Consider the following 22270-nt stretch of genomic DNA (forward strand, 5'->3'; position numbering starts at 1 on the left):
TGATCAGATTGGGCAATATCTTTGTCAATCCTCTTTATTACCTGCTTATACTATGAATCGGAAATAAAATGTTCGTTTACATATAGCTTTAGTTGATGATAGATAGCATGAAAGACATCTTCCTCCCGCACATACATACCGGTGCACTTGCCAACGCCTAAAAGGTTTTTAGTAATACCGGTAAAAAAGTACCAATCTGCATGATTGGTTCCGCGCTTACGCTGCATTTTCCCACCACAGCACCCGCAAATAACCTTCCCTTTTAAAACATTTTCCGTCGATTGGCTTTTTGTGGCGAGATTAAACGCTTTTGCTTGAAATGACCTTTGAATGGCGTCAAAGGTATCCGTGTCTACCAAAGGCTCATGTGTTGCGGCAACAGCGCTCTTTTCTTTTCCTTGTATGAGCATGCCGGTATAGGTTCGGTTGGTCAGGATATACTTGACTGACCTGCTATTCCAATCTCCGTTGCCATCCTCATAGTTTCCAGCTAATTCCTTTGATCTCGCATATTGGATTGGTGTGGGAATATTTTTCTCGTTCAGATATCGGACTATGGCGGTCACACCAGTGCTATTCGATGCTAACTCAAAGATTTTCCGGACAACAATAGCTGCTTTAGGATCAGGAATGAGTTTATCGTGGTTAGATTCTGATTTTTGATAATCGAATGGGGCTCTTGGCACAATAAATGGTACCGAGTTGTGCTTTCATGTCTAATGTCGCCTCCACTTTCTTTTTTATTTCAATAGATGTTTGCTCATTAAATGCATTTATTATTGGTACGCGTATTCTGGAACTGTAAGGACGTTTTTGATTGTTAATACCGTCAACCGTATCAAATTGATCGTTTACAGAGACAAATCGGACTCCGTTAGCTGGGAAAATGACTTCGATATAGTAACCAGTAGTAATGTAGTCCTTTCCTAGGCGATGGAGATCCTTTACAATAACGCAGTTGATTTTGCCCGCAAGGATGTTTTCAATCATTTTTTGAAACGCAGGGCGATCAAACTGTTTGCCGCTGAAACCGTTATCAATATAGTAATGCGATATAGGAATCTGATGCTGATCGCCCCAGCGTTCGATAATGAATTTCTGATTTTGGATAGAACTGGATTCTTCTTGATTTGCAACTGAAAGTCGAACATAGCCTACTGCTTTGGTGATAGAAGTTTTAACAATTTCTGCGTGTTGATATTTTCTGCTTTTTCGTGCCATAAAAATGCCCCTTTCGACGAAAAAGACTACGGCGCAAACCGTAGCCTCTGACAATATCATACCATATGTCATTTTCCGCTTCCACGAGCTTAGTCACACCTTTTCCACCTTGCCCTTAGAGAGCGGCATGGATGTGAAGCCCCTCTCCGCCATGCTGGGCCATGTATCGGCGGCCACTACCCTGAACATCTATACCCATGTCACCGGGGATATGCAGAGCGAGACGGCGACCAAGATCGGCCGGGGGCTGGGCAACGAAGTACGGGAGGAATCCGCTCAGTCGGAACAGAGCGCAGCCAAAGACTTCCAGCCGGTGCTGAGCAAGACCTGGACGCCCGGCACCGGGCACATCACCCAGATCAACGACCACCTGTTCGAAGGCCGCTACTCCCCCCCACCTGGCCGGACGGCACCAAGCAATCCAAATGCGTCTACGCCCACCCACGGGAGGAGTGTGAGGCGAAGCTGAAAGTGCTGATTCAGCAGATGAACGCGGCGCGGCAGGCCCGGCGGGATCGGATGCCGGGCATCCCCCCGCCGGATAAGCTCACCAAAATCCAGAAGAAGATCTGGATGTAAATGAAGTTCCACCCCGACGCATACGGCGGCAAAATGGTATGAAATGATCTGGGGGATGCCAGGGCAGACGGCGTAAAGCAAACAGGCCCTTTTGCATATTGTATCAAGGCAAAACGGATCTCTCTTTTACCTTACAGATCAGCTGTGTCATGGTGCCCATGGGACAGTAGACACACCAGCTGCGGGGCTTGAACAGCACCATGGTGATGAGGCCCAGGACGGTAGAGGTCAGCATAACGCTGTAAAAACCGAAAGCAAACTGCGCCACGCCGGGGTGAAAGAGAGTACCGTGGTAAGCCCAGTGCCAGGGGAGCTTAAAGGTCCACAACAGCGTGACCACCTGCCTCAGGTCCTGCGCTCCGGCAAATACCAGATAGGTGTTCCACAGCATTAGGAAGAACATTGCGAAGAAAAAAATCAGAAAGCCGTATCGGAAGGCCTTGCTCTTCATCCATTTGGGGATGTCCTTCTTCCGTGACAGGCCAAAGCGTCCGCCCAACAGCCCAAACAGCTGACCTCGGCCGCAATAGCGGTTACAATAGCCCTTTGTCCCACTAACCACAGAGATCACGAGGGGAATGAAGAAGCACAGCAATCCCAGCCAAGCAAACAGGATGTTGAAAAAGCCCAGCACAAGATAGGTGATGGAGGCGATCCAGAGATAATCATACCAGTGCATTTTCATGCCTCCACCTCCCGGATCTCGATCACGCTGGCGGGGCATTCCTTGGCACACTTACCGCAGCCCACGCATTTGTCCCCGTTGACCTGAGCCATGACACCCCTGACAATCTCAATCGCCTGCAGGGGACAAACCTTTATACAGCAGCCGCAGGCCACGCAGGACGATTGATCCACAACGGCTCTGCGCCGCTTCTTTCCAGCAACCATGGAATACCTCCTTACTGTTGTTTTTCTATCATACCGCAAATTTATGATCTTCTCGGTGATAAAATCACAGTAGGTGAAGTCTGCTGTATCGATCCGTCACATCTGCTTCAAAAAACAGGCTGTCAGGAAAACTTTGGGATATTCCCCGTACTCACAGCCCACATGCTCCGTGTGGACGTCGTCCATCACCCCCTCTTCCTCTCATACAGCCGCACAGTGCCGGAACCGTTGCCGCAGTTCCACAGTCGGGTGTGGCGTTTATAGCCGTCTACTCGTAGTTGATGAGGAGTTTTTCCGCCTTGGGGCAGGAGATCTCCACCTCCATCTTGGCCCTGAAGGTAGTCTGGACTACCTTCCAATGGATTTCCGCATCCGTCTCCCGGCAGTCAAAGAAGGTGCGGCTGCCAGTCCAGAATTTGCTAAAATTGAATTCATAGTCCTGGCCCTCGTAGTAGAACTGGCCCAGCAGCTTCTGGCCTAGGGCGATGCCGAAGGCCTTGGGATTGCCGCCGCCCACCTCGAACACGCTGTTGGCGAGCCGCTTGCCGGTAACATTGCTCACCAGATCGTTAGAGGACAGCCACACCCAGGGGAAGGTGAAGTCCCCGCCCCAGTTCTTGTCGGCATCGTCGAAGCAATCCTCCGGTCGGACGATGTACTCCTCCCCGTTGAGGTGTACCCAGCCGGAGAAAGCGGTCTTCATCCCCTCGGCGTGCCAAAACAGCTCAAAAGCGTTGAGGGTGCGGAAAAATTTGGAGGCCCCGTAGCCCATGTGGTAGGCCTCCAGCTTGCGGATGTCCAAGTCCCACTCCCTCTCTCCGGCGTCGCCCATCCACTCCAGATGGTCGGCGGCCTCCTCCGCAGTCACGCGAACATGGCCGCTCATGTGGGTTTCCGTGCAGGAACATTCCCCTGCTTTCAGGTCCAGAGGAGCGTCCATGGGAATGGACACTGGCTCCAGGGAAGAAAGCGGTGGGCTGCCCCTTCTCCCCCGGAAGCCCACATTTTCCGTGTAGTCGATCTGGCCCTCCACGTTCTGGTTCAGAGTGCCGTAGACGGTGAGGGTATTGGCAGGCGGATAGTCGCCGTAGAGGTAGTCCCCCAGTAAGATCAGACCGTCCACTTCGTCTGGGGGCTCCGAAACGAATTGAGAGGCCATGGAGTGTCCGGCGATGTGCCAGTGGGAGATATCAGGGAACGCTTCCATCACCTCCGCCGCCGCGTTTACATCGAAGATGGCCATGTAGAAGGGCATCTCCACCTTGGCACTGGGGTAGAAGATGATTGCGGTATCCGTGAAGGAGGACGGGAAGAGGCTGGTCAGGTCGTCCCAAACCTCCAGATGATCTCCGCTGGCCAGTACCTCCAGGGCCACGTCCCCTGCCCTGTAGTAATCGGACACATACCAGAAAAAGCCACCCGCCGCCAGGACCAGCACCGACAGAAAAATGCCAGCAGCGATTTTCCACTTCTTGTGGCAGGGTTTTTCCGTTGATTGTTCCATTGCGCTCACTTCCCCTCCAACAGTTCGGTGCCTGGCCCCTAGGCCATCAAAGCCCACGCACCGGCTTGGGCGGGTGTTGGCGGCGTGGTCCAGCAGGGGGCTGGGCCTGCCGCTCCGTGTCCATACACAGATCCAATGCCAGCATATCCTCCCAGACCCGGTTGAGAAAAGCCACCTCCCTGCGCCCATGGGTTCGGATCACCTCGACCGTCCCTGCCCGATCCAAATAGTCCGCCACCAGCTCCTGAGAAACTCCGGCGACGGTGAGGCGTCCAGAACACCCTCCGGAACAGGCTGGGGAGGGGCGTCACATCATAGTGGACGAAGTGTACCGGCTGTGGCAGTGGACGGCTAGGAGACACGGTTTCCTCGCAGAGTGATGATAGGAGGTCCCAGCAGGACCTCCTGTCCAGCTCGGCGCCATAGGGAGGGCGGTCTCCGCTTCAAAAACCGCTGGAGGGGAAAGGTCAGCCCCAGCACCATCATGTCGCCTCGTGGGGAGTGGTGATCTTCTCCACCTGAAAGATCCCGTTCTCCGCCTCCGCCATCATCATGGTGATCTCCTGATGGAACCGCCGGAGACCACAGGAGCCGGGGGGTACAGCCAGAGGCGGCTGTCCTTCTCCTCCTGGAAATACTTATGAGAGTGGCCGAACACCACCGCGTCGATACTGGGGAGCTCTGCCGTGACCTCTTTTTTTGTTATGCACCATGTAAAAAGACACCCCGCCAAGGGTGACAGTGAGGGTGTGGGGTAGGTCTTCCGCCCCCCTTGTCGTTGTTGCCTCGGACGGCGTACAACGGTGCGTACTGCCGAAGCTGGTCCACGATTTCCTGCCGGTTGATGTCCCCAGCGTGGAGGATGGCGTCGGCGGTCTTCAGGCATCCCATCACTTCCAGCCGCAACAGGCCGTGGGTGTCAGAGAGAATGGCAATGTTCACAGGCTGCGCCCCCTTACTTAAATGATGATGCCCTCGCAGTGGTCGATCTCATGCTGGATGATCTGGGCTGTCCAGCCGGTGAAGGTTTTCAGCCGCTCTTGAAACTTCTCGTTTTGCCAGCGCACCTTGATGGCACTCCACCGCTGGGCTGAGTGGGTGCCGGTGAGGGAAATGCGGCCCTCCTCTGCCTGATAAGGCCCTGACTTTTTGATGATTTCCGGATTGAACATGACCGTATAGGTCCCCTCGTTGTCAAAGGTGATAATCCGCTTGTTCACGCCGATCATGTTGGCCGCCATACCCACGCAGCCGTCTTTGTGGTGCTCCAGGGTTTCAAGCAGTTCAGCCGCCATCCGCAGGTCCTCCGACGTGGCGGGTACCGCCTTCTGGGGCAGAAATGCTGCGTCTTTGCAGATTTCTCGAGCCATAATTGGTTCTCCTTGTGTGCCTGAATGACGATGGCGTAGAGGTCCCAGGTATCAGACAACTCATAAAACCGCCAACCTACGTCGGCAATCAGAGCGTTATTTTCCCCCGCCGCCCTGTGACAGCTTTCGGGCCATCTCGTCGTAGGCCCAGCCCTTGGCCACCAGCTTGGCTCCGCCCCTCTGGTAGGCCCAGGTGGCAAACAGAATGGACACCGCCCCGTTTTGCCGACAAAGCTGCTCCACACTGGAGCAGAAACTCTTGGGGGAGGTGATGGGGTCGTGGCTCATCTCCTGGAGCATCACATAGTTCCACTTCTCCTTTTGGAGCGCCACCTGGGGCTGTTTGCCCAGCTTGGTGTTGAGACTCAGCTGTTCCGACAGCCGCGCCCGCCCCGGATGTGGGGGACCACCTCCGCCCCGGTCAGTTCAGCCAGCATTTTCGGCATATTGTTGGTGAAGGTAAAGTTGTTGCCCAGAATGAGGATCCGTATGACACTGCTCCTTGCTCGTTTATTTCACTGCTTTCAACTGCCATTATACAAGGCTCGGTCGGGAGGAACGAGGCTGGGACGCGCGATGGTCCTATCAGATTTTGCGATGAAAGATTCAAAGATAGGGCCGTAGACGTGTGCGGTAGTCGAAATTGGATGGTCATGACCCCATATTTCAAAAATTGTACAGTTTGCCTTTGCCTCTTTTCGGAACGAATCCTCAAAACTAATTTGACCACGTTTGATATCCTGTTTGTATAAAACACCAGATACATTGTTGTCCAAAAAGTTCCAAAAACCGTCTCAAAACATCGATTTTGAGACGGTTTTTGGCCACGACCGATTGTAAATCCGAACTTTCAATATCCTTAAAATCAAGCCTTGTTTCGCCGTCTTTGTAGTTGAAAGTTATCAAAATGTAATTGTCAAAGATGGTAACGGAGTTTACAAAACTGTCAATCAACCGCCGCCGTTCTTCCAGCTTGCTCACATCAAGTTTTCGGAAACGGCAAATCCAGAATGTCACATCTTCACGGGAGAGCATAGGCTTTTTGATTTCCTCCTGGATGATATGCAACTCGATTTCCTTTTTCCGTTCCTCTAACTCGTCAAGGCGCTGTTTCGTGGATTGGTTGATAATCCCCATCTGGATGGCGTTCAGCATATTTTCTATGCCTCGCTCTGTTTCCGCCAACTGCTGGCGCAAGGAGGGAAGTTCACTGCTTTCCATGCCCTGTATCTCCAACACCCTATCGGCTATATACTCCACAAAATTATCATTCATCACTTTCGCCATAACTGCATTTACCACGGCATTTTCCAGGGGTATCTTGCGGACGCTCTTGTGTCTGGCGGCGCAAGTCTTGTGCTTCTTGGTATTCACACAGCGGTAATAATGGTACTTCCGGCCCTTGCTGGCGCTGGTGTCGCTCTCGCCTACCATCATAGCCCCGCAGGTGCCGCAAAAGAGTTTCGTAGTCAAAAGATAATCGTCCTCGGCCTTATGACGGGCCGGGGCTTTCCTGTTTGCCTCAAGCCTCTGCTGTACCCTGTCGAAAAGGTCTTGCGGGACGATAGCGGGAATACCGCCGGGGGTGACAATATGGCGGTAACTGTATTCCCCGATATACTTCCGGTTTTTCAGCAGACGGGCAATAAAATTCAGGTCGATTTTCCGGCCCCGCACTGTGGTAAACCCGCTTTCCACAAGATACTGCATGACCTCTTTCATGGTGGCTCCATCGGCATACCGGGTGAAGCTCTCCAGCACCACGGGGGCGGTGTGCGGGTCGATCTGATAGCATTTCTCCTTGTCGATGATAAAGCCAAAAGTGGGCGTGCCGCCGTTGTACTTGCATTTCAAGGCGTTTTCGGTATGGCCCCTGATGACTTTCTCGGACAGCTCGGCGGAGTAGTATTCCGCCATACCTTCCAGCATACTTTCCAGGATAGTGCCCTCCGGCCCCTCGGAAATGTTCTCCGTGGCGGATAACACCTTAACGCCATACTTCCGAAGCTGGGCTTTATAGTGGGCGCTGTCGTAGCGGTTGCGGGCGAAACGGTCAAGTTTCCAAACAATGATAACATCAAAGAGGCCCTTGGCGCTGTCTTTAATCATCCGCTGGAAGTCCGGGCGGTGGTCAGTCTTGGCAGACATGGCCCTGTCAATGTATGTCCGTAAAATGGTAATATCGTTCTTCTTACAGTAGGCCGTACACTCCCGAAGCTGGCCCTCTATGCTTTCCTCCCGCTGGTTGTCGCTGGAATACCGGGCATAAATCACGGCTTTCATTTCTGCTCTCCCTCCTCCATGATACGGAACAACGCCTCTTTCAGACGCTTGTTGACGGGCGCTTTCGGGTCAAAGCACATTTCAATAAACGCCCTCATTTCCCGGTTTTGCTCCGTCTTGTCCTTTAGGGCCTGGGGCTTGTAGTCGTACAGTTTGCCCCGTGGCTCGTCTGTGCGGCAATAGAGATAATCCATCGACACATTGAAATAGTCGGCGTACTTGATAAAGACCTCCGGGGGCGGCGTGGAGCGGCCTGTTTCAAAGCGGTTTATCCTGGATTGCTGTACGCCTAAAATCTCCGCCATGTTTACCTGTGTCAGCCGGACACCCTCACGCAAGGCCCGGAGACGTTTTCCAATCTGCTCCATAAAAATCCCTCCTATTAAATCTAAAATATCACAAACAGAGATAATTGTAAATAACACTTTCAAAATATTTTTGCGGGTGTCAGCCAGCCTGCGGCTGACACCCCTTGATTACCGACAAGCCCCGGCTGCGCCCCCTGTCAATGGCGGCACATGGGCCGTTTATCTTGACCATTGACAGGGGGCACAGCCGGGGCTACTGGCAGGCGAAGCAAAGACTACAAAATATAGATTTATTTACAGTTTATTCATCAATATATAGTTGCCCTTAGTGCGTGTCTGTGGTATTCTATTATCGAACCAGCCGAAAGGCATATTGTTTAGAATGAATAACAGTAAACCAGAAAGACCATCCAAGCGAAAGCCGCCTTGTGCGGCGAACAACAGCGACAGCCGTTCTAAACGGCACAGAAGCATAGGAACAGGGAGGGTCACACCATGCGCCCTCCCGCACAGGTGAATACAGTTCACTTGTATTCAGTATCGTTTTATGCGTTTGTAGGGCCTGTCGTCGGGGGTAGTATCGTAAGCACATACTATCTCGACATTCCACAAAGGAGGTGGTGCGTATGCAGAAAGCACTTTTTCCGTGTTTCCGCATATACCAGTCACAGCATACATCACCTCCGGCGGCGGAAACCATTAACAACTAACAGGTAATTTGTAATTGCTGAAAAACGGGGCTGACCGCTCCCGTTTGACAGCACCCAAACAAGAAAACACTGTTCCGCCCCCGCCTGGGGACATTCCCGGAGTGGTCGGGTGGAATATAAGGCGTATTCGTCTAGGCCAGGGCTTGACGCAAGAAGAACTTGCGGAAAGGGCTGGTACATCGTCAGACACAATCAAGCGGTATGAAAGTGGAACATACGAGGGTATAAGGCTAGTCATGGTGTATCATATAGCCGAAGCCCTCGGCGTTTCTCTTGATGCGCTGGTGCCTCCCCCTGCAAACCGTTCCCCGGAACAGTTGCTTGAGGAGGCGGAGGCGCTTATCCGTCGCAAAAGAACTCTGCAAAACGAAATAAAACGATTAGGAGCGCAGATCTGCACCGTGAGGTGGCAGATCTGCGCTTCACTTGTACTCTGGGGCTTGGTATGATAATAGCACACGAGGTCTTGTGGATTTATCAACCAGGGCGGAGGTCAGGCCAGCCGCCCCCCTCGCATGAAAAGGAGTATTTTATGTTTAAGTTTAGTGATTTGGAAATCAAGTCCCAGAGCCTGGGAAACAAGTTGTGGCTGGTGGATGTATCTCCGGCCTACTAATATAGGGAGGGGCGTCGTACAGAGCATATTCTCGGCTACCGCTACACAGTGGCCTTGCCGGAAAGGGGCCTGGAGAAAATCAATGTACGCATTGACGGGGATAAGCTCATGGATGCCCCGGACGGCTATGCCGAAGTTCGTTTTGACAACCTGGAGGTATTTATCTATTGGAGCCAGGGTCAGCCCCAGGTGGGAGCAAAGGCCACGGGTATTCATTTGGTAAATCCTAAAACCTGATGCTCCGGCGGCGCTGGTGAGGCCAGCCGGGGAAAGAGATTTTTCCCCAAGAAAAATATCCCCCGGCGGCAATACCAGCGCCGCCGTTCCCATAAGGGGCTAGTATTACCCCTTATGGGAACCTTGTAGCATGTAGCAATACAATGGAGGATTTACATGGGCAACAATAGCCAATCCCGTAAATGGGCGCTAGTAATCAACAATCCATTGGAGGCCGGATTAGATCACGCCGCTATCACCAAACTGCTGTTGCTGTTTTCTCCCGCCTATTACTGCATGGGTGATGAAATAGCGTCAACGGGGACATATCACACGCACTTGTTTTTCTATGCGCCATCGCCTGTGCGCCTCTCCACCGTCAAAAACCGCTTTCCAACGGCCCATATCGAAAAGGCATACGGAACAGTACAGGACAACCGGGCGTACATTCGGAAAGATGGCCGATGGGCGGACACGGACAAGGCGGAAACTTCGGTGCCTGGGACTTTCGAGGAATGGGGCGAGATACCCCCGGAACAGGCGGAGAAACACCCGGAGATGTTCCGCCTTGTCCAGAATATCCGGGACGGCATAACCACCACGGAAATCATAGACGATAATCCGGCTATGGCCTTTCGTGTCCGTGACATTGACCTGCTCCGGCAGGTATTGACGGCGGAAAAGTACGCCGTGGAAAACAGGCCCTTGGAGGTGTCCTATCTCTACGGGGCCAGCGGTGCGGGCAAGACAAGGAGCATTTACGAAACCCATGACCCCCGGAGCATTTACCGGGTGACAAACTACCGGGCCTCAAAGGGCATTTCCTTTGACGGCTACCACGGGCAGGAGGTGCTTGTGTTCTAGGAGTTCAGCGGTCAGATACCGATTGAAGATATGCTCAACTACCTGGATATTTACCCTCTGTCCCTCCCGGCCCGGTACAATGACAAGACGGCCTGTTACACAAAGGTTTATATCACCTCTAACCTCCCGCTGGAAAAGCAGTACTGGGGCGAACAGTGGGACAGGCCGGAAACCTGGCGGGCGTTTCTCCGCCGTATTCATGTCGTGGTAGAGTACCTCCCGGACGGCTCCACGGTCATTCACAAGAAAGGGGGGATTTCCCTATGACAAGAAATGAAAAAGACACCATCAACAGGCGGACGGAAAACCGCCACTTGCTCCAACGCATGAAAAGAGGGCTGGAAGCGGTCAGGGACACCCCCCCATAAACGGGCGTTGCTGGCGGCCTATCTGGTGGGCGCTGTGCTGGTCTGGCTGTTCCGGGCGTATCTGTTCGGCTTGGACACTTACGGTATGTTTTCCCCCATCCTGGAGGCCGTTATCAACCTCCTGCTCCCCCTCTACGCCGTGGGCGGCCTCCTGGCCGTCCTGGTACTCCTGGGGACACCCTGGGGCGGCAAAGCGGCAAAGGAGGGCTTGCAGAAAGTGGGCCTTGTCAACCATGCGGGGGAGGCCCCTGCCCTCATAGCAAAGCGGCAGGACACAGACAACCCCCGGCTGACGGTCTGGGAGTTCGACCCCTGCGGCATACCCATGGGGGAGTGGGAGGACAAGCGGGCCAGGATTGAAACGGCCCTGAATATCACCATAGCTAAAATGACATGGGCAGAGGGGCGGAAAATCATCCGTGTCTATTCCGCTCCCGCTGAAAGCGATTTCCCTGCCCTGCTCCCCTGGAAAGACAAATACCTGTCCCCGGACAACTTTGTGTTAGTGTTGGGGGAAAGCCTCACCGGGCCTGTGTCGGTCAACCTTGCGAATATTCCCCATATCCTGCTGGGCGGCTCCACGGGGAGCGGCAAGAGCGTCCTGTTAAAGCTCCTGCTCATGCAGGCGCTCCGCAAGGGGGCGGAGGTCTACATAGCCGATTTCAAGGGCGGTGTGGACTTCCCCAAGGTCTGGCGGCAGAAATGCCATATGTGTTTTCGGGAAGATACCCTGCTTTATGTCTTGGGCCAGCTTGTGGCGGTGCTGGAAGCCCGCAAGGGGTGGCTGGAGGAAGCCGGGTGTAAAGACCTGGACGCATTTAACGAGGCCACGGGGGAGGGGCTTCCCCGGCTGGTATTCGCCTGTGACGAGGTGGCGGAACTGCTGGACAGGACAGGCCGGAGCAAGGAGGACAGAGACAAGCTCAATCAGATCGAGGGCAGGCTTGCCACTCTCGCCCGATTGGGGCGGGCCTTTGGTATTCACTTGATACTTGCCACCCAGCGCCCGGACACGAATATCATCCCCGGCCAGATCAGAAACAACATGGATTTCCGGGTATGCGGCAGGGCCGAAAGCGTATTGTCCGGCATTATCCTGAACAATACCAGCGCCGCCGAACAGATACCCAAGGACGCAAGGGGCCGTTTCATTACTGGGGACGGGACTGTGTTCCAAGCCTACCTGTTTGACCAGGAGCGGCTATAGACTGGGGGCGGCTCTCCTATGGCGAGGAAACGGAAAATCAACGACCACGGCACGGGAATACCCGTCCATGAGGTGGACGCATTGGCCCGTGTCCTGCTTCCGAAGATACAAGCGTTTTTTGAGAGCGAGGAAGGACAGCGGGAGTTTGCCGAGTGGAAAGCGCAACAGGAACAAGACAAAGTGAAACAGGACTAACAAAAGGCGGGGGCATCGTTACAAATGCTCCCGCCGTTCTTCAACACGTCGACAAATTGGAAGTTATCAAATTATTTATGAACAGAATAGAGGAAATGAAGCATTTCACCGTTATAATATTGTGTGATAAATTCATCTTCTTTAATTATACCAATACTTTCTGCTATTTTCATAGAAGCAAGATTATCTGATTTTATGACTGAATATACTTTAGCCCTATTCAAATTTTCAAAAGCATATTTCTTACACCCCATAGCCGCTTCTCTTGCGTATCCATAATGCCAAAATTTTTCTTTAAGCAAATAGCCAATTTCAAGTACTTCCGTATTTTTATAAGGCTGCATTGTAAGCCCCGCTTGTCCTATCATTTCATTGGTATCTTTTAATACCACTGCCCACAAACCAAATCCATATTTTTTGTATCGTTCTATTTGTCGGTCAAGCCATGCTTGAACATCATTATCTGAGAAATCATGCTCATACGCATACATAACCCTGGGGTTTTGTAAAATTTCTGCTAAATCTTGAAAGTCATTTTGTTTCATTTCTCTTAGAAATAAACGCTCGGTATCTAATATTATTTTATATTCCACTCCACTTGCACAAATTCCGATTTGTTCAATAAAAGTATGATAACAATAGAGAAAGCAAAATACAAGGGCAGGAATGTTTCTCCCGCCCTTGTTCGTCATATTACATTGTCGATAGAAATGATAAATCCGAACACATTACCCACCTGGATAATGTAGTTCGGATTATCATTGTTTGGTCCGAGTGGGGAGACTCGAACTCCCGGCATCTTGCTCCCAAAGCAAGCGCGCTACCAACTGCGCTACACCCGGATAGTGAAATTCTGTTATACTAAGATACTCTGATAAAAAGTATACCAAATATCGGTCTTCCCTGTCAAGAGCTTTCGCTTTGCGCAAAAACGAGTTTCTTCCCTTTCCTATCCTCGATTTTACGACAATCCCCCTTTCCCCACCTTGAGCTATGCGTCCGGTATTTTCAGTTTTTTGCGCGGTATCGGTTTCGCAGTTGACTTTTCTCTGCAGTTGGTCTATGATTCAATTGTATGTGTGTATAAAATATTCATCGAGGGAGGATGTAAATTGAGCAGATTATCCATCGAGACGCCTGGCCGCGCGCAGACAGTTGTCGAAAGCCTGTACCGTGATGTTGAGCGTCGTCTGAGCGCAAGCCCCCCGGGCCTTTGTCCGGTCGATATGGCGCTCTCGTTCCTTCGCCTGTGTCATGCACAGACCTGCGGCAAATGCGTTCCGTGCCGCATCGGACTCGGCCAGCTCACCTCGCTTCTCGAAAGCGTACTTGACTCCACCGCCACGGTCGAAACCATTGACCTGATCGAAAAAACCGCCCGCGTTATCCAAGATACCGCAGACTGCGCGATCGGTTACGAAGCCGCGCGCATGGTTTTGCAGGGCGTGCAGGGCTTCCGCGAGGACTATCTCTCGCATGTGGAGCATGGCCGCTGCCTGTTCGGCCTGAACCAGCCGGTCCCCTGCGTAGCCCTCTGCCCCGCGGGCGTGGATATCCCCGGCTACATCGCCCTGGTTCGCGCGCACCGGTATGACGACGCGGTGCGCCTGATCCGCAAGGACAACCCGTTCCCCACGGTCTGCGGCTATGTCTGCGAGCATCCCTGTGAGGCGCGCTGCCGCCGCCGCATGGTGGACGACGCGGTCAATATTTGCGGTATCAAACGCTTTGCCTGCGACCACGCGACCGGCAAAACGCCGCCCCCCTGCGCCCCGTCCACCGGCAAGCGCATCGCCGTGATCGGCGGCGGCCCCGGCGGGCTTTCCGCCGCCTATTTCCTTTCTCTGATGGGGCATCAGGTGGTGGTATACGACCAGCGGCCGCAGCTCGGCGGCATGCTGCGCTACGGCATCCCCGACTACCGCCTGCCGCAGGAGAAGCTGGACGCGGACATCTCCTTTATCCTGTCCACCGGCATCGAGGTACATACGGATACCTCCATCGGCCGCGACATTGCATTCTCCGATATTGAGGAGCAGTTCGACGCGGTATATATCGCTATCGGCGCGCATAACGACAAAAAGCTTGGTATCGAGGGAGAGGACAGCCAGGGCGTATACGCCGCCGTCCAGCTTCTGCGCGATATCGGTGAGGGCCGCGCACCTGATTTCAAGGGCAAGCGCGTCTGCGTGGTCGGCGGCGGCAACGTCTCGATGGATGCCACCCGCACCGCCATCCGGCTGGGCGCGGAATCCGTCACCTGTATTTACCGCCGTCGCGTCGCCGATATGACCGCGCTCGCGGAGGAGATCGAGGACGCGCAGAGCGAGGGCTGCCAGATTCTTCCCCTGCAGGCGCCCGATCACATCGAAGCGGACGAGAACGGCCATGTTACCGCGCTTTGGACCCGCCCGCAGATCATCAGCGAGTATGGCTCGGATGGTCGTCCGCGCCCGAAAAACGCGCGGGAACCGCTGTTCCGCATCCCCTGCGATATTGTTATCGTTGCCATCGGCCAGGCGATTGACGCAAAGCCGTTCGAGCAGGTCACCCCTGTTGTCCGCGGCAAGATTCAGGCGGAGTCCGACGCTTTCGTACCCAACACGCCCCATGTGTTTGCGGGCGGCGACGCGGTCACCGGCCCCGCGACCGTTATCCGCGCGGTTGCGGCCGGCAAGGTCGCGGCCGCTAATATCGACCAGCATCTTGGATACCACCATGTCATCACGGTCGATGTGGACATTCCGCCCGCCCATTTGACCAACTCCCCCGCCTGTGGCCGCGTGGAATTAAAGAACCGTCCGCTCGCGGAATGCATCGATAATTTTGAGCTTGTCAAATGCGGCATGACCGAAGAGGAAGCCCAGCAGGAGACCTCGCGCTGCCTGCGCTGCGACCATTTCGGCTATGGCATCTTTAAAGGAGGGCGGACGTCCAAATGGTAAACCTTACGATCAATGATATTCCGGTTTCGGTTCCCGCCGGAACGACAATCCTGGACGCCGCAGCCAGCGTCGATATCGAAATCCCCAGCCTGTGCTATCTCAAAGACCTGAACGAGATCTCCGCCTGCCGCGTCTGCTGCGTCGAGGTCGAGGGCGAGGGCAAGCTCGTTCCCTCCTGTAACAACGTGGTGCGCGATGGTATGGTCATCCATACCAACTCGCCGCGGGTCCGCCAGGCGCGCCGCACCAACGTCGAGCTGATCCTGTCACAGCACGACAATAAATGCGCGACCTGCGTGCGTTCCGGCACCTGCCAGCTACAGAAGGTTGCGACCGACCTGGGCGTTCTGAACATCCCCTACCCCGCCGATCTTGCGCGCGGGAAAAAGCTGGAATGGACCACCACATTCCCCCTGTTCCGCGATGTTAATAAGTGTATTAAATGTATGCGCTGCGTACAGGTCTGCGACAAGGTGCAGTCGCTTTCCATCTGGGATGTCAGCGGTTCGGGCGCCCGCACGACCATTGACGTTTCCGGCAATCGTTTCATCAAAGAAGCGGACTGCTCGCTGTGCGGCCAGTGCATCACCCACTGCCCAACCGGCGCGCTGCGCGAACGGGACGACACCGCCAAGGCATTTTCTGCGCTCGCCGATCCGGACCAGGTCACAGTCGTCCAGATCGCGCCCGCTGTCCGCGCGGCCTGGGGCGAGGCGTTCGGCATGGACACCGGCACGGCGACCATCGGCCAGTTGGTTACCGCCCTGCGCAAAATGGGCGCGGAATATGTCTATGACACAACGTTCTCCGCTGATCTGACTATCATGGAGGAGGGTACCGAGCTGCTGCACCGTCTGCGGGACGGCGACCTTTCCGACATGCCGATGTTCACCTCCTGCTGCCCCGGCTGGGTGCGGTTCCTCAAGTCCCAATACCCCGAGCTGACCGGACGCCTGTCCACGGCAAAATCCCCGCAGCAGATGTTCGGCGCGGTCAGCAAAACCTGGCTGGCAAAACGCCTCGGCCTTGCTCCGGAAAAGATCTTCAGCGTTTCCATCATGCCCTGCGTAGCGAAAAAAGCGGAGTGCGAGCTGCCTGGCATGCAGTCCACCGCCGCCGGTCCGGATGTCGACCTGGTGCTGACCACGCGCGAGTTTGCGCGCATGGTGCGCGCCGAGCATATCGACGTACCCGTGCTCGCCGAATCCCCGTTTGATTCGCCGCTGGGCGATGGTACCGGTGCCGGCGTGATCTTTGGCGCAACGGGCGGCGTGATGGAGGCTGCTCTGCGCTCCGCCTATTTCCTTGCCACCGGCGAAAATCCGCCGGCCGACGCGTTCCACGACGTGCGCGGCAATATTACCCGCGGCGGCTGGCGCGAAGCGACCTTTGACCTCGCCGGCATCCCCCTGCGCTGCGCGGTCGCAAGCGGTCTGGCCAACGCGCGCCACCTGCTGCACGCGCTTAAGCGCGGCGAGGTGAAGTACGAATTTGTCGAGATCATGGCCTGCCCGGGCGGCTGCGCGGGCGGCGGCGGCCAGCCGATCGACGGAACTGACCGCGAGAAGGCGGTCTGGCGCGGAAATGTGCTATATGACCTCGACCGGCACGCCGATCTGCGTTTCTCACATGAGAACCCCGCGGTACAGGCTTTGTATCGGGAAGAGCTCGGCGAACCCTGCTCGGAAAAGGCCGAGCGCCTGCTCCACTGCAACCATTTTGCCTGGCAAATGCCGCAAAACCGATAAAAAAAGAATGCGCGCCGCTAAAAGCGGCGCGCATTCTTTTTTATTTATTCCCGACTGCCCATAAGCGTGACCATGACCGCCTTTTGCGCGTGCAGACGGTTTTCCGCCTCTTCAAAGATCTCGTCCGCATGCTCCTCAAACACCTTGGTCGTGATCTCCTGCTCGCGGTAGGCGGGCAGACAGTGCTGCACCATGCAGCCGGGCTTAGCGGCGGCGAGCAACTCGTCGTTCACCTGATAGCCTTGGAACGCCTGCATGCGCACTTCCTTTTCAGCTTCCATGCCCATGGAGGCCCAGGTGTCCGTGATGACCACATCCGCGTTCTCTGCGGCTTTCATCGGGTCGTCCGTGATGGAGAAATCCGGATTGGCGCCGGCAAACGCCATGACCTCCGGATGGGGACGGTAGCCCTCGGGGGTGGCAACCGATACCTTCATGCCGGTCTTGAGGCCGCCGACGATCAGGGAGTTGGCCATGTTGTTGCCATCGCCGATGTAGCACATCTTCAGCCCTTCGAGTACCGCGAACTTCTCGCGAATGGTCATCAGGTCGGCCAGTACCTGGCAGGGATGGCAGAAATCGGTCAGACCGTTGATGATCGGGATGGTGCCGTAGCCCGCGAGGTCCTCGACCTCTTTCTGTTCATAGGTGCGGATCATGATGCCGTCCAGATAACGGGACAGCACGCGCGCCGTATCCTGCACCGGCTCGCCGCGGCCGATCTGCAGGTCGCGGTTGGAGAGGAACAGCGCCTGTCCGCCGAGCTGATACATACCGGTCTCGAACGAGACGCGGGTGCGGGTGGAGGACTTCTGGAAGATCATGCCCAGGCTTTTGCCCTCCAGATGACGGTGGGAGATATTATGCTTCTTTTCATATTTAAGCTGGTCGGCCAGGTCGAGCAGACCGATAATCTCCTCGGTCGAGCAATCGAGCAGCTTGAGCAAATGCTTCAATTAAAACACCTCTTTCATAATGGTCAGCGCCTCATCCATTTCTTCCCTGGATATGGTCAGCGGCGGCAGCAGGCGCACCGCGTTTTTGCCCGCCGTGATCGCAAGCACGCCTTTTTCAATCAGTTTATTGGCAAAGGCCGTGTGCCTGCCCTCGTCCACAATGATGCCCAACATCAGCCCCATGCCGCGCACGCCATGGATGCTGGGGGAGCCAATGGACAGGATGCCGTTTTTCAGGTACTCGCCCTTTTCCCTGACCGCAGCGAGGAACTGCCCCTCCCCTACAGTATCGAGAACCGCATTCACCGCGGCGCACACGATGGGCGTGCCGCCGAAGGTCGTCGCATGCGTACCGGGGGTCAGCACGCCCGCACAGCTTTCCGCGGCCAGCACCGCGCCGACCGGCAGGCCGCCGCCCAGCCCCTTGGCCATCGTGACGACATCCGGACGGATGCCGTACTGCTGGAAGCAGAACAGGCTGCCCGTGCGGCCGACGCCGGTCTGCACCTCGTCGATGATGAGCAGCAGGTCCTTTTCGCGGCAAAGCGCCTCGACCTGCTTGACAAACGCCGGATCGAGCGGTAGCACGCCGCCCTCGCCCTGCACCAGTTCGAGCATGACCGCGCACGCCATATCGTCCGCTTTGCGGCGGACCGAATCAAAGTCGTTTGCCTCCGCGTAATCAAAGCCCTCGGTAAACGGGAAAAAATAATTATGGAAACGGTCCTGACCGGTGGCCTTAAGCGTGGTCACCGTGCGGCCATGAAAGGAATTGACGAGCGTGACGATCTTGTAACGCCCCTCGCCGTACTTGTCGAACGAATATTTGCGCGCCAGCTTGATCGCGCCCTCGTTCGCCTCCGCGCCCGAATTGGCAAAAAACACCTTGCCGTTCAGATGCGTTTTCTCCACCAGCTTTTTCGCAGCCCATACCATAGGCTCGGTCGTGAACAGGTTGGAAACATGCATCAGCTTGTGCGCCTGTGCGGTGATCGCGTCAATGATGATCTGGTTATTGTAGCCCATGCAGTTGACGCCGATGCCCGAGGCCAGGTCGATATACTTCCTGCCCTCGACATCCCATACCGTCGCGCCCTCGCCTCGGTCGAGCGCGATCGGGAAACGGCCGTAGGTGTTCATCACATATTTGTTTTCCTCGGCCTTGAGTTCTTGGTAGGTCATTTTCCTCGCTTCTTTCTCACTGGAACATCGTACCGACGCCCACTTTGGATAATAATTCGATCAGGATGGAGTGCTTGACGCGCCCATCCTGGATATTGGCCGCTTCCACGCCCTTGCGCACCGCCTCGACGCAGCAGTCCACCTTGGGGATCATGCCGCCCTTGATAACGCCGTCGCGCATGAGCTTGGGTACCTCGGAAACCTTGAGGAAGCGCAGCAGCGTCGACTCGTCCTCCGGATCGAGCATCAGCCCGCGCACGTCGGTCAGCAGGATGAGCTTTTTCGCGCCCAGCGCGACCGCCAGCTTGCAGGCCGCGGTATCCGCGTTGATGTTGTAATTGGTTTCATCGTCGATCCCCTGCGCGACGGTCGAGACGACCGGAATATAGCCCTTTTCCAGCATATCGATCACCGGCGCCGGATTGACCTCGACGATGTCGCCTACATAGCCGTAATCCGTACCGGTACGGTCGGTCAGGCGTTTTGCCTGGAACATGCCGCCGTCCATGCCGCCCAGGCCAACGCCGCGGCCGCCCGCCTTTTCCAGCAGCGTCACCAAATCCTTGTTGACCTTGCCGCACAGCACCATCTGCACGATATCCATGGTCTCGCGGTCGGTGTAGCGCAGGCCGTTGACAAAGCGGGACTCCTTGCCGATCTTTTTCAGCATATCCGAGATCTCCGGCCCGCCGCCGTGTACCACGACCACCTTGACGCCGACCAGGTTGAGCAGCACAAGGTCGTGGATGACCGCGTCTTTCAGTTCCTCATTAATCATGGCGTTGCCGCCGTATTTGACGACGACCGTCTGCCCGTAATATTTTTGAATAAACGGCAGCGCTTCAACCAGTATTTTGGCCCGCAGCTCTGCATCCAGTTGTGTATCCATCTTGTCTCGTTCCTCTTCGTTTATTATCAGGTCCGGTAATCGCCGTTGATCTTCACATAATCATAGGTCAGGTCGCAGCCCCACGCGGTCGCGCAGTCTGTCCCCTCGCCCACGTCCACCTGAATGGTAACCTCGCTTTCCGAGAGTACCTGCTTGGCAAGCGCCTCGTCAAAATCGATCGCCGCGCCCTTTTCGCACACAGCCACGCGGCCCGCCGCGGACTCGAACGCCACGGACACATATTCCGGCCGGAACGGCGCCTTGGAGTAGCCCATCGCGCACAGCACGCGGCCCCAGTTGGCGTCCGCGCCGAACATCGCCGCCTTGACCAGGTTGGAGCCCACGACTGCCTTGGCCAGCCGCTCGGCCGCCTCCTCGGAGCGGGAGTTTTTGACCGTGCAGGTCACCAGCTTGGTCGCGCCCTCGCCGTCCGCCGCGATCTGGCGTGCCAGACGGGTGTTGACCTCGTTCAGCGCCTTGCAGAACGCCTGATACTCCTCGTCCTGCCACTCGATCAGCTCGTTGCCCGCCTGTCCGTTGGCCAACACCACGCACATGTCGTTGGTGGAGGTGTCCCCGTCCACCGTGACGCGGTTATAGGTCTTGCGCACGTTCTCCTGCAACGCCTCGGCCAGCATTTCGTGTGTGATCGCACAGTCGGTCGTCAGGAAGGACAGCATGGTACCCATGTTAGGATGGATCATGCCGCTGCCCTTGCAGATACCGCCGATGCGGCAGATCCTGCCGCCGATGGTGAACTCGACCGCCGCAGTCTTGGTTTTGGTATCGGTCGTCATGATGGCGCGGTTCGCCTTTTCCGAGCCGTTTCCGTCCAGCACAATTTCGGGCAGGTGCTGCTCGATGCACTCAACCGGCAGGCGCTGACCGATCACGCCGGTCGAGGCGACGACCACGTCGTCCTCGTCCACGCCGAGCACCTTCGCCGCGACCTTGGCCATGCGGCGGGCGTTTTCCATCCCGTCCGGCGCGCAGGCGTTGGCGTTGCCCGCGTTGGCGACGATCGCGCGCGCCACGCCGTTTTCCAGATGCTCCATCGTCACATACAGGGGCGCGGCCTTGACGCGGTTCATCGTATAGGTCGCCGCGGCCGTACACTCGCACGCGCTGAAGATAATCGCGGTATCGTCGTCCGCGCGGCTGTCCTTGATGCCGCTGCGGATGCTGCCCGCGGTAAAGCCCTTTGCGGCGCACACGCCGCCGTCAATAATTTTCATAGCTGCATTTCTCCTTACCGCCCGAAGCGGCGCGAAATAGATAGGATACGCTGTTTTTATTATACCGTCAATCCCGTGGCTTCGTCCAGACCCAGCATGATATTCATGTTCTGCACCGCCGCGCCCGACGCGCCCTTGCCGAGATTGTCGAACAGGGCGGTCACGATCGCCTGCCGCGCATGGCCGCATACGATCAGCCTCAGGCTGTCCTTTCCCGCGAGCGCATTGGCGTATATAACCGGCTCGTCCCCGCCGAACGGAGCGACCGTGACCAGCCGCTGCCCCTCGTAGTGCGCTTCCAGCGCTTCCTGTACGCGGCGAGCGTCCACGCTGGGCAGCATGACCGTCGTCGCCATGCCCTTGTAAAAATCGCCCACAACCGGCACAAATACCGGCGGCTGGGTCAGGCCGCAGACATACTCCATTTCCGGCAGATGCTTATGCTGCAGGTTCAGGCCATAAATCCGCTCGGAGGCATGCCGCGGGTCGCGGTTTTCATCCTCGTATTCTGCGATCATTTTTTTCCCGCCGCCCGAGTAGCCGGTCAGCGACGAGCAGGTGAACGCAAAATCCGCGGGTACCACCTCCCGCGCGACCAGCGGATACACCGAGGAGATAAACCCGCTCGCGTGGCAGCCTGGATTCGCCACCCGTTTGGAGGCCGCGATCGCAGCCCTGTGCGCCTTGGACAGCTCTGCAAAGCCATAATCCCAGTCCGGCTCGGTGCGGTGCGCGGTCGAAGCGTCGATTACGCGGGTCGTTTCGTTCTCGATCAAGCTGACCGCGTCCCGCGCCGCCGCGTCCGGCAGGCAGAGGAATACGATGTCGGCCGCATTGAGGAACCTGCGACGCTCCTCGGTGTCCTTGCGTTTGTCCTCGTCGATCAGCAGCAGCTCGAGGTCGTCCCGCCCCCCCAGCCGTTCATAGATCTGCAGGCCGGTGGTACCCTCTCTGCCGTCGATATAAATCTTTGGTTTCATCCG

At 55.9% G+C, this 22270-nt stretch carries 23 protein-coding genes, 1 tRNA gene and 1 pseudogene; 7 read left to right on the forward strand and 18 right to left on the reverse strand.

Features of this window, described 5'->3' with window-relative positions; translation table 11 throughout:
• Positions 1-50: 50 nt before the first annotated feature.
• Positions 51-686: a recombinase family protein gene (locus tag H8S45_RS16545; protein ID WP_262564711.1), complete on the reverse strand. Its 636-nt coding sequence runs from the start codon at positions 684-686 to the stop codon at positions 51-53.
• The gene (locus tag H8S45_RS16170) at positions 646-1221 is read right to left on the reverse strand and encodes a recombinase family protein (RefSeq protein ID WP_243182371.1); all 576 of its coding nucleotides are present in this window, start codon (positions 1219-1221) and stop codon (positions 646-648) included. Before H8S45_RS16170 ends, H8S45_RS16545 begins: the two co-directional genes overlap by 41 nt.
• A gap of 76 nt (positions 1222-1297) precedes the next feature.
• Here H8S45_RS16170 and H8S45_RS16855 point away from each other — a divergent pair.
• Positions 1298-1876: pseudogene (locus H8S45_RS16855) on the forward strand (tyrosine-type recombinase/integrase); the annotation flags it as partial.
• A gap of 27 nt (positions 1877-1903) precedes the next feature.
• Here H8S45_RS16855 and H8S45_RS03730 read toward each other — a convergent pair.
• The 9 genes from H8S45_RS03730 to H8S45_RS03775 form a co-directional block, all read right to left on the reverse strand.
• The gene (locus H8S45_RS03730; RefSeq protein WP_054326882.1) at positions 1904-2485 is read right to left on the reverse strand and encodes a 4Fe-4S binding protein; all 582 of its coding nucleotides are present in this window, start codon (positions 2483-2485) and stop codon (positions 1904-1906) included.
• Positions 2482-2691 (reverse strand): ATP-binding protein, encoded by a 210-nt coding sequence (locus tag H8S45_RS03735; RefSeq protein ID WP_054326881.1) that lies wholly within the window; start codon positions 2689-2691, stop codon positions 2482-2484. The genes H8S45_RS03730 and H8S45_RS03735 overlap by 4 nt, the downstream gene beginning before the upstream one ends.
• Before the next feature lie 268 nt (positions 2692-2959).
• Entirely contained in the window at positions 2960-4195 is a 1236-nt protein-coding gene (locus tag H8S45_RS16180) for an alpha/beta hydrolase (protein WP_330603132.1), read from the reverse strand.
• Between the two features lie 46 nt (positions 4196-4241).
• Positions 4242-4433: a hypothetical protein gene (locus H8S45_RS03750; protein WP_174887847.1), complete on the reverse strand. Its 192-nt coding sequence runs from the start codon at positions 4431-4433 to the stop codon at positions 4242-4244.
• A 464-nt stretch (positions 4434-4897) separates the two neighbouring features.
• The gene (locus H8S45_RS16725) at positions 4898-5137 is read right to left on the reverse strand and encodes a metallophosphoesterase family protein (RefSeq protein WP_330603133.1); all 240 of its coding nucleotides are present in this window, start codon (positions 5135-5137) and stop codon (positions 4898-4900) included.
• Between the two features lie 17 nt (positions 5138-5154).
• Positions 5155-5565: a peptide deformylase gene (locus H8S45_RS03760; RefSeq protein ID WP_054326879.1), complete on the reverse strand. Its 411-nt coding sequence runs from the start codon at positions 5563-5565 to the stop codon at positions 5155-5157.
• A 96-nt stretch (positions 5566-5661) separates the two neighbouring features.
• On the reverse strand, positions 5662-5868 hold the full coding sequence (locus H8S45_RS16185; RefSeq protein WP_243182374.1) for a hypothetical protein: 207 nt from the start codon (positions 5866-5868) through the stop codon (positions 5662-5664).
• A 414-nt stretch (positions 5869-6282) separates the two neighbouring features.
• Positions 6283-7848, reverse strand: a complete 1566-nt coding sequence (locus H8S45_RS03770; RefSeq protein ID WP_082396970.1) for a recombinase family protein — start codon at positions 7846-7848, stop codon at positions 6283-6285.
• Entirely contained in the window at positions 7845-8216 is a 372-nt protein-coding gene (locus H8S45_RS03775; protein ID WP_054326878.1) for a helix-turn-helix domain-containing protein, read from the reverse strand. Before H8S45_RS03775 ends, H8S45_RS03770 begins: the two co-directional genes overlap by 4 nt.
• A 751-nt stretch (positions 8217-8967) precedes the next feature.
• Between H8S45_RS03775 and H8S45_RS16860 the strand changes: the two genes are divergently transcribed.
• The 4 genes from H8S45_RS16860 to H8S45_RS03795 all read left to right on the forward strand — a co-directional run bounded on the left by H8S45_RS16860 (position 8968) and on the right by H8S45_RS03795 (position 12332).
• Entirely contained in the window at positions 8968-9315 is a 348-nt protein-coding gene (locus tag H8S45_RS16860) for a helix-turn-helix domain-containing protein (protein WP_054326876.1), read from the forward strand.
• Positions 9316-9875: 560 nt separating this feature from the next.
• Positions 9876-10562, forward strand: coding sequence for a viral replication protein (locus H8S45_RS03785; RefSeq protein WP_147573971.1), 687 nt, complete (start codon positions 9876-9878; stop codon positions 10560-10562).
• A 393-nt stretch (positions 10563-10955) separates the two neighbouring features.
• Complete coding sequence (locus tag H8S45_RS03790) at positions 10956-12137, forward strand: FtsK/SpoIIIE domain-containing protein (protein WP_147573970.1); 1182 nt, start codon at positions 10956-10958, stop codon at positions 12135-12137.
• Positions 12138-12155: 18 nt separating this feature from the next.
• Positions 12156-12332: a hypothetical protein gene (locus tag H8S45_RS03795; protein ID WP_186949590.1), complete on the forward strand. Its 177-nt coding sequence runs from the start codon at positions 12156-12158 to the stop codon at positions 12330-12332.
• Between the two features lie 71 nt (positions 12333-12403).
• Here H8S45_RS03795 and H8S45_RS03800 read toward each other — a convergent pair whose 3' ends face one another.
• Positions 12404-13024: a GNAT family N-acetyltransferase gene (locus H8S45_RS03800; protein ID WP_207724440.1), complete on the reverse strand. Its 621-nt coding sequence runs from the start codon at positions 13022-13024 to the stop codon at positions 12404-12406.
• A gap of 74 nt (positions 13025-13098) precedes the next feature.
• A tRNA-Pro gene (locus H8S45_RS03805) sits at positions 13099-13174 on the reverse strand.
• Between the two features lie 270 nt (positions 13175-13444).
• Here H8S45_RS03805 and H8S45_RS03810 point away from each other — a divergent pair.
• On the forward strand, positions 13445-15277 hold the full coding sequence (locus H8S45_RS03810; RefSeq protein WP_107630838.1) for an NAD(P)-binding protein: 1833 nt from the start codon (positions 13445-13447) through the stop codon (positions 15275-15277).
• Entirely contained in the window at positions 15271-17025 is a 1755-nt protein-coding gene (locus H8S45_RS03815) for a [FeFe] hydrogenase, group A (protein WP_107630839.1), read from the forward strand. The genes H8S45_RS03810 and H8S45_RS03815 overlap by 7 nt, the downstream gene beginning before the upstream one ends.
• Before the next feature lie 44 nt (positions 17026-17069).
• Here H8S45_RS03815 and argF read toward each other — a convergent pair whose 3' ends face one another.
• From argF to argC, 5 genes are read right to left on the reverse strand one after another with little or no spacing between them, the layout of a single operon-like run.
• Positions 17070-17981: an ornithine carbamoyltransferase gene (argF, locus tag H8S45_RS03820; RefSeq protein WP_054326873.1), complete on the reverse strand. Its 912-nt coding sequence runs from the start codon at positions 17979-17981 to the stop codon at positions 17070-17072.
• Positions 17982-19163 carry an aspartate aminotransferase family protein gene (locus H8S45_RS03825; protein ID WP_054326872.1) on the reverse strand — a complete coding sequence of 394 codons (1182 nt, stop codon included), beginning with the start codon at positions 19161-19163 and terminating at the stop codon, positions 17982-17984.
• A gap of 16 nt (positions 19164-19179) precedes the next feature.
• Positions 19180-20052, reverse strand: coding sequence for an acetylglutamate kinase (gene argB, locus H8S45_RS03830; protein WP_054326871.1), 873 nt, complete (start codon positions 20050-20052; stop codon positions 19180-19182).
• A 26-nt stretch (positions 20053-20078) separates the two neighbouring features.
• Positions 20079-21287 (reverse strand): bifunctional glutamate N-acetyltransferase/amino-acid acetyltransferase ArgJ, encoded by a 1209-nt coding sequence (argJ, locus tag H8S45_RS03835; protein WP_147573969.1) that lies wholly within the window; start codon positions 21285-21287, stop codon positions 20079-20081.
• A 59-nt stretch (positions 21288-21346) separates the two neighbouring features.
• Positions 21347-22267, reverse strand: a complete 921-nt coding sequence (argC, locus tag H8S45_RS03840; RefSeq protein WP_186949593.1) for an N-acetyl-gamma-glutamyl-phosphate reductase — start codon at positions 22265-22267, stop codon at positions 21347-21349.
• Between the last annotated feature and the right edge of the window lie 3 nt (positions 22268-22270).

Source organism: Agathobaculum faecis (assembly GCF_014287995.1).
In the GTDB taxonomy this organism is placed as follows: domain Bacteria; phylum Bacillota; class Clostridia; order Oscillospirales; family Butyricicoccaceae; genus Agathobaculum; species Agathobaculum ammoniilyticum.

Excerpts from the sequence above, each read along its gene's own strand:
- H8S45_RS16170 (WP_243182371.1), bottom strand. The coding sequence starts at position 1,221 with ATGGCACGAAAAAGCAGAAAATATCAACACGCAGAAATTGTTAAAACT.
- H8S45_RS03730 (WP_054326882.1), bottom strand. The coding sequence starts at position 2,485 with ATGAAAATGCACTGGTATGATTATCTCTGGATCGCCTCCATCACCTAT.
- H8S45_RS03735 (WP_054326881.1), bottom strand. The coding sequence starts at position 2,691 with ATGGTTGCTGGAAAGAAGCGGCGCAGAGCCGTTGTGGATCAATCGTCC.
- H8S45_RS16180 (WP_330603132.1), bottom strand. The coding sequence starts at position 4,195 with ATGGAACAATCAACGGAAAAACCCTGCCACAAGAAGTGGAAAATCGCT.
- H8S45_RS03760 (WP_054326879.1), bottom strand. The coding sequence starts at position 5,565 with ATGGCTCGAGAAATCTGCAAAGACGCAGCATTTCTGCCCCAGAAGGCG.
- H8S45_RS03770 (WP_082396970.1), bottom strand. The coding sequence starts at position 7,848 with ATGAAAGCCGTGATTTATGCCCGGTATTCCAGCGACAACCAGCGGGAG.
- H8S45_RS03775 (WP_054326878.1), bottom strand. The coding sequence starts at position 8,216 with ATGGAGCAGATTGGAAAACGTCTCCGGGCCTTGCGTGAGGGTGTCCGG.
- H8S45_RS03785 (WP_147573971.1), top strand. The coding sequence starts at position 9,876 with ATGGGCAACAATAGCCAATCCCGTAAATGGGCGCTAGTAATCAACAAT.
- H8S45_RS03795 (WP_186949590.1), top strand. The coding sequence starts at position 12,156 with ATGGCGAGGAAACGGAAAATCAACGACCACGGCACGGGAATACCCGTC.
- H8S45_RS03800 (WP_207724440.1), bottom strand. The coding sequence starts at position 13,024 with ATGACGAACAAGGGCGGGAGAAACATTCCTGCCCTTGTATTTTGCTTT.
- H8S45_RS03815 (WP_107630839.1), top strand. The coding sequence starts at position 15,271 with ATGGTAAACCTTACGATCAATGATATTCCGGTTTCGGTTCCCGCCGGA.
- H8S45_RS03825 (WP_054326872.1), bottom strand. The coding sequence starts at position 19,163 with ATGACCTACCAAGAACTCAAGGCCGAGGAAAACAAATATGTGATGAAC.
- argB (WP_054326871.1), bottom strand. The coding sequence starts at position 20,052 with ATGGATACACAACTGGATGCAGAGCTGCGGGCCAAAATACTGGTTGAA.
- argJ (WP_147573969.1), bottom strand. The coding sequence starts at position 21,287 with ATGAAAATTATTGACGGCGGCGTGTGCGCCGCAAAGGGCTTTACCGCG.
- argC (WP_186949593.1), bottom strand. The coding sequence starts at position 22,267 with ATGAAACCAAAGATTTATATCGACGGCAGAGAGGGTACCACCGGCCTG.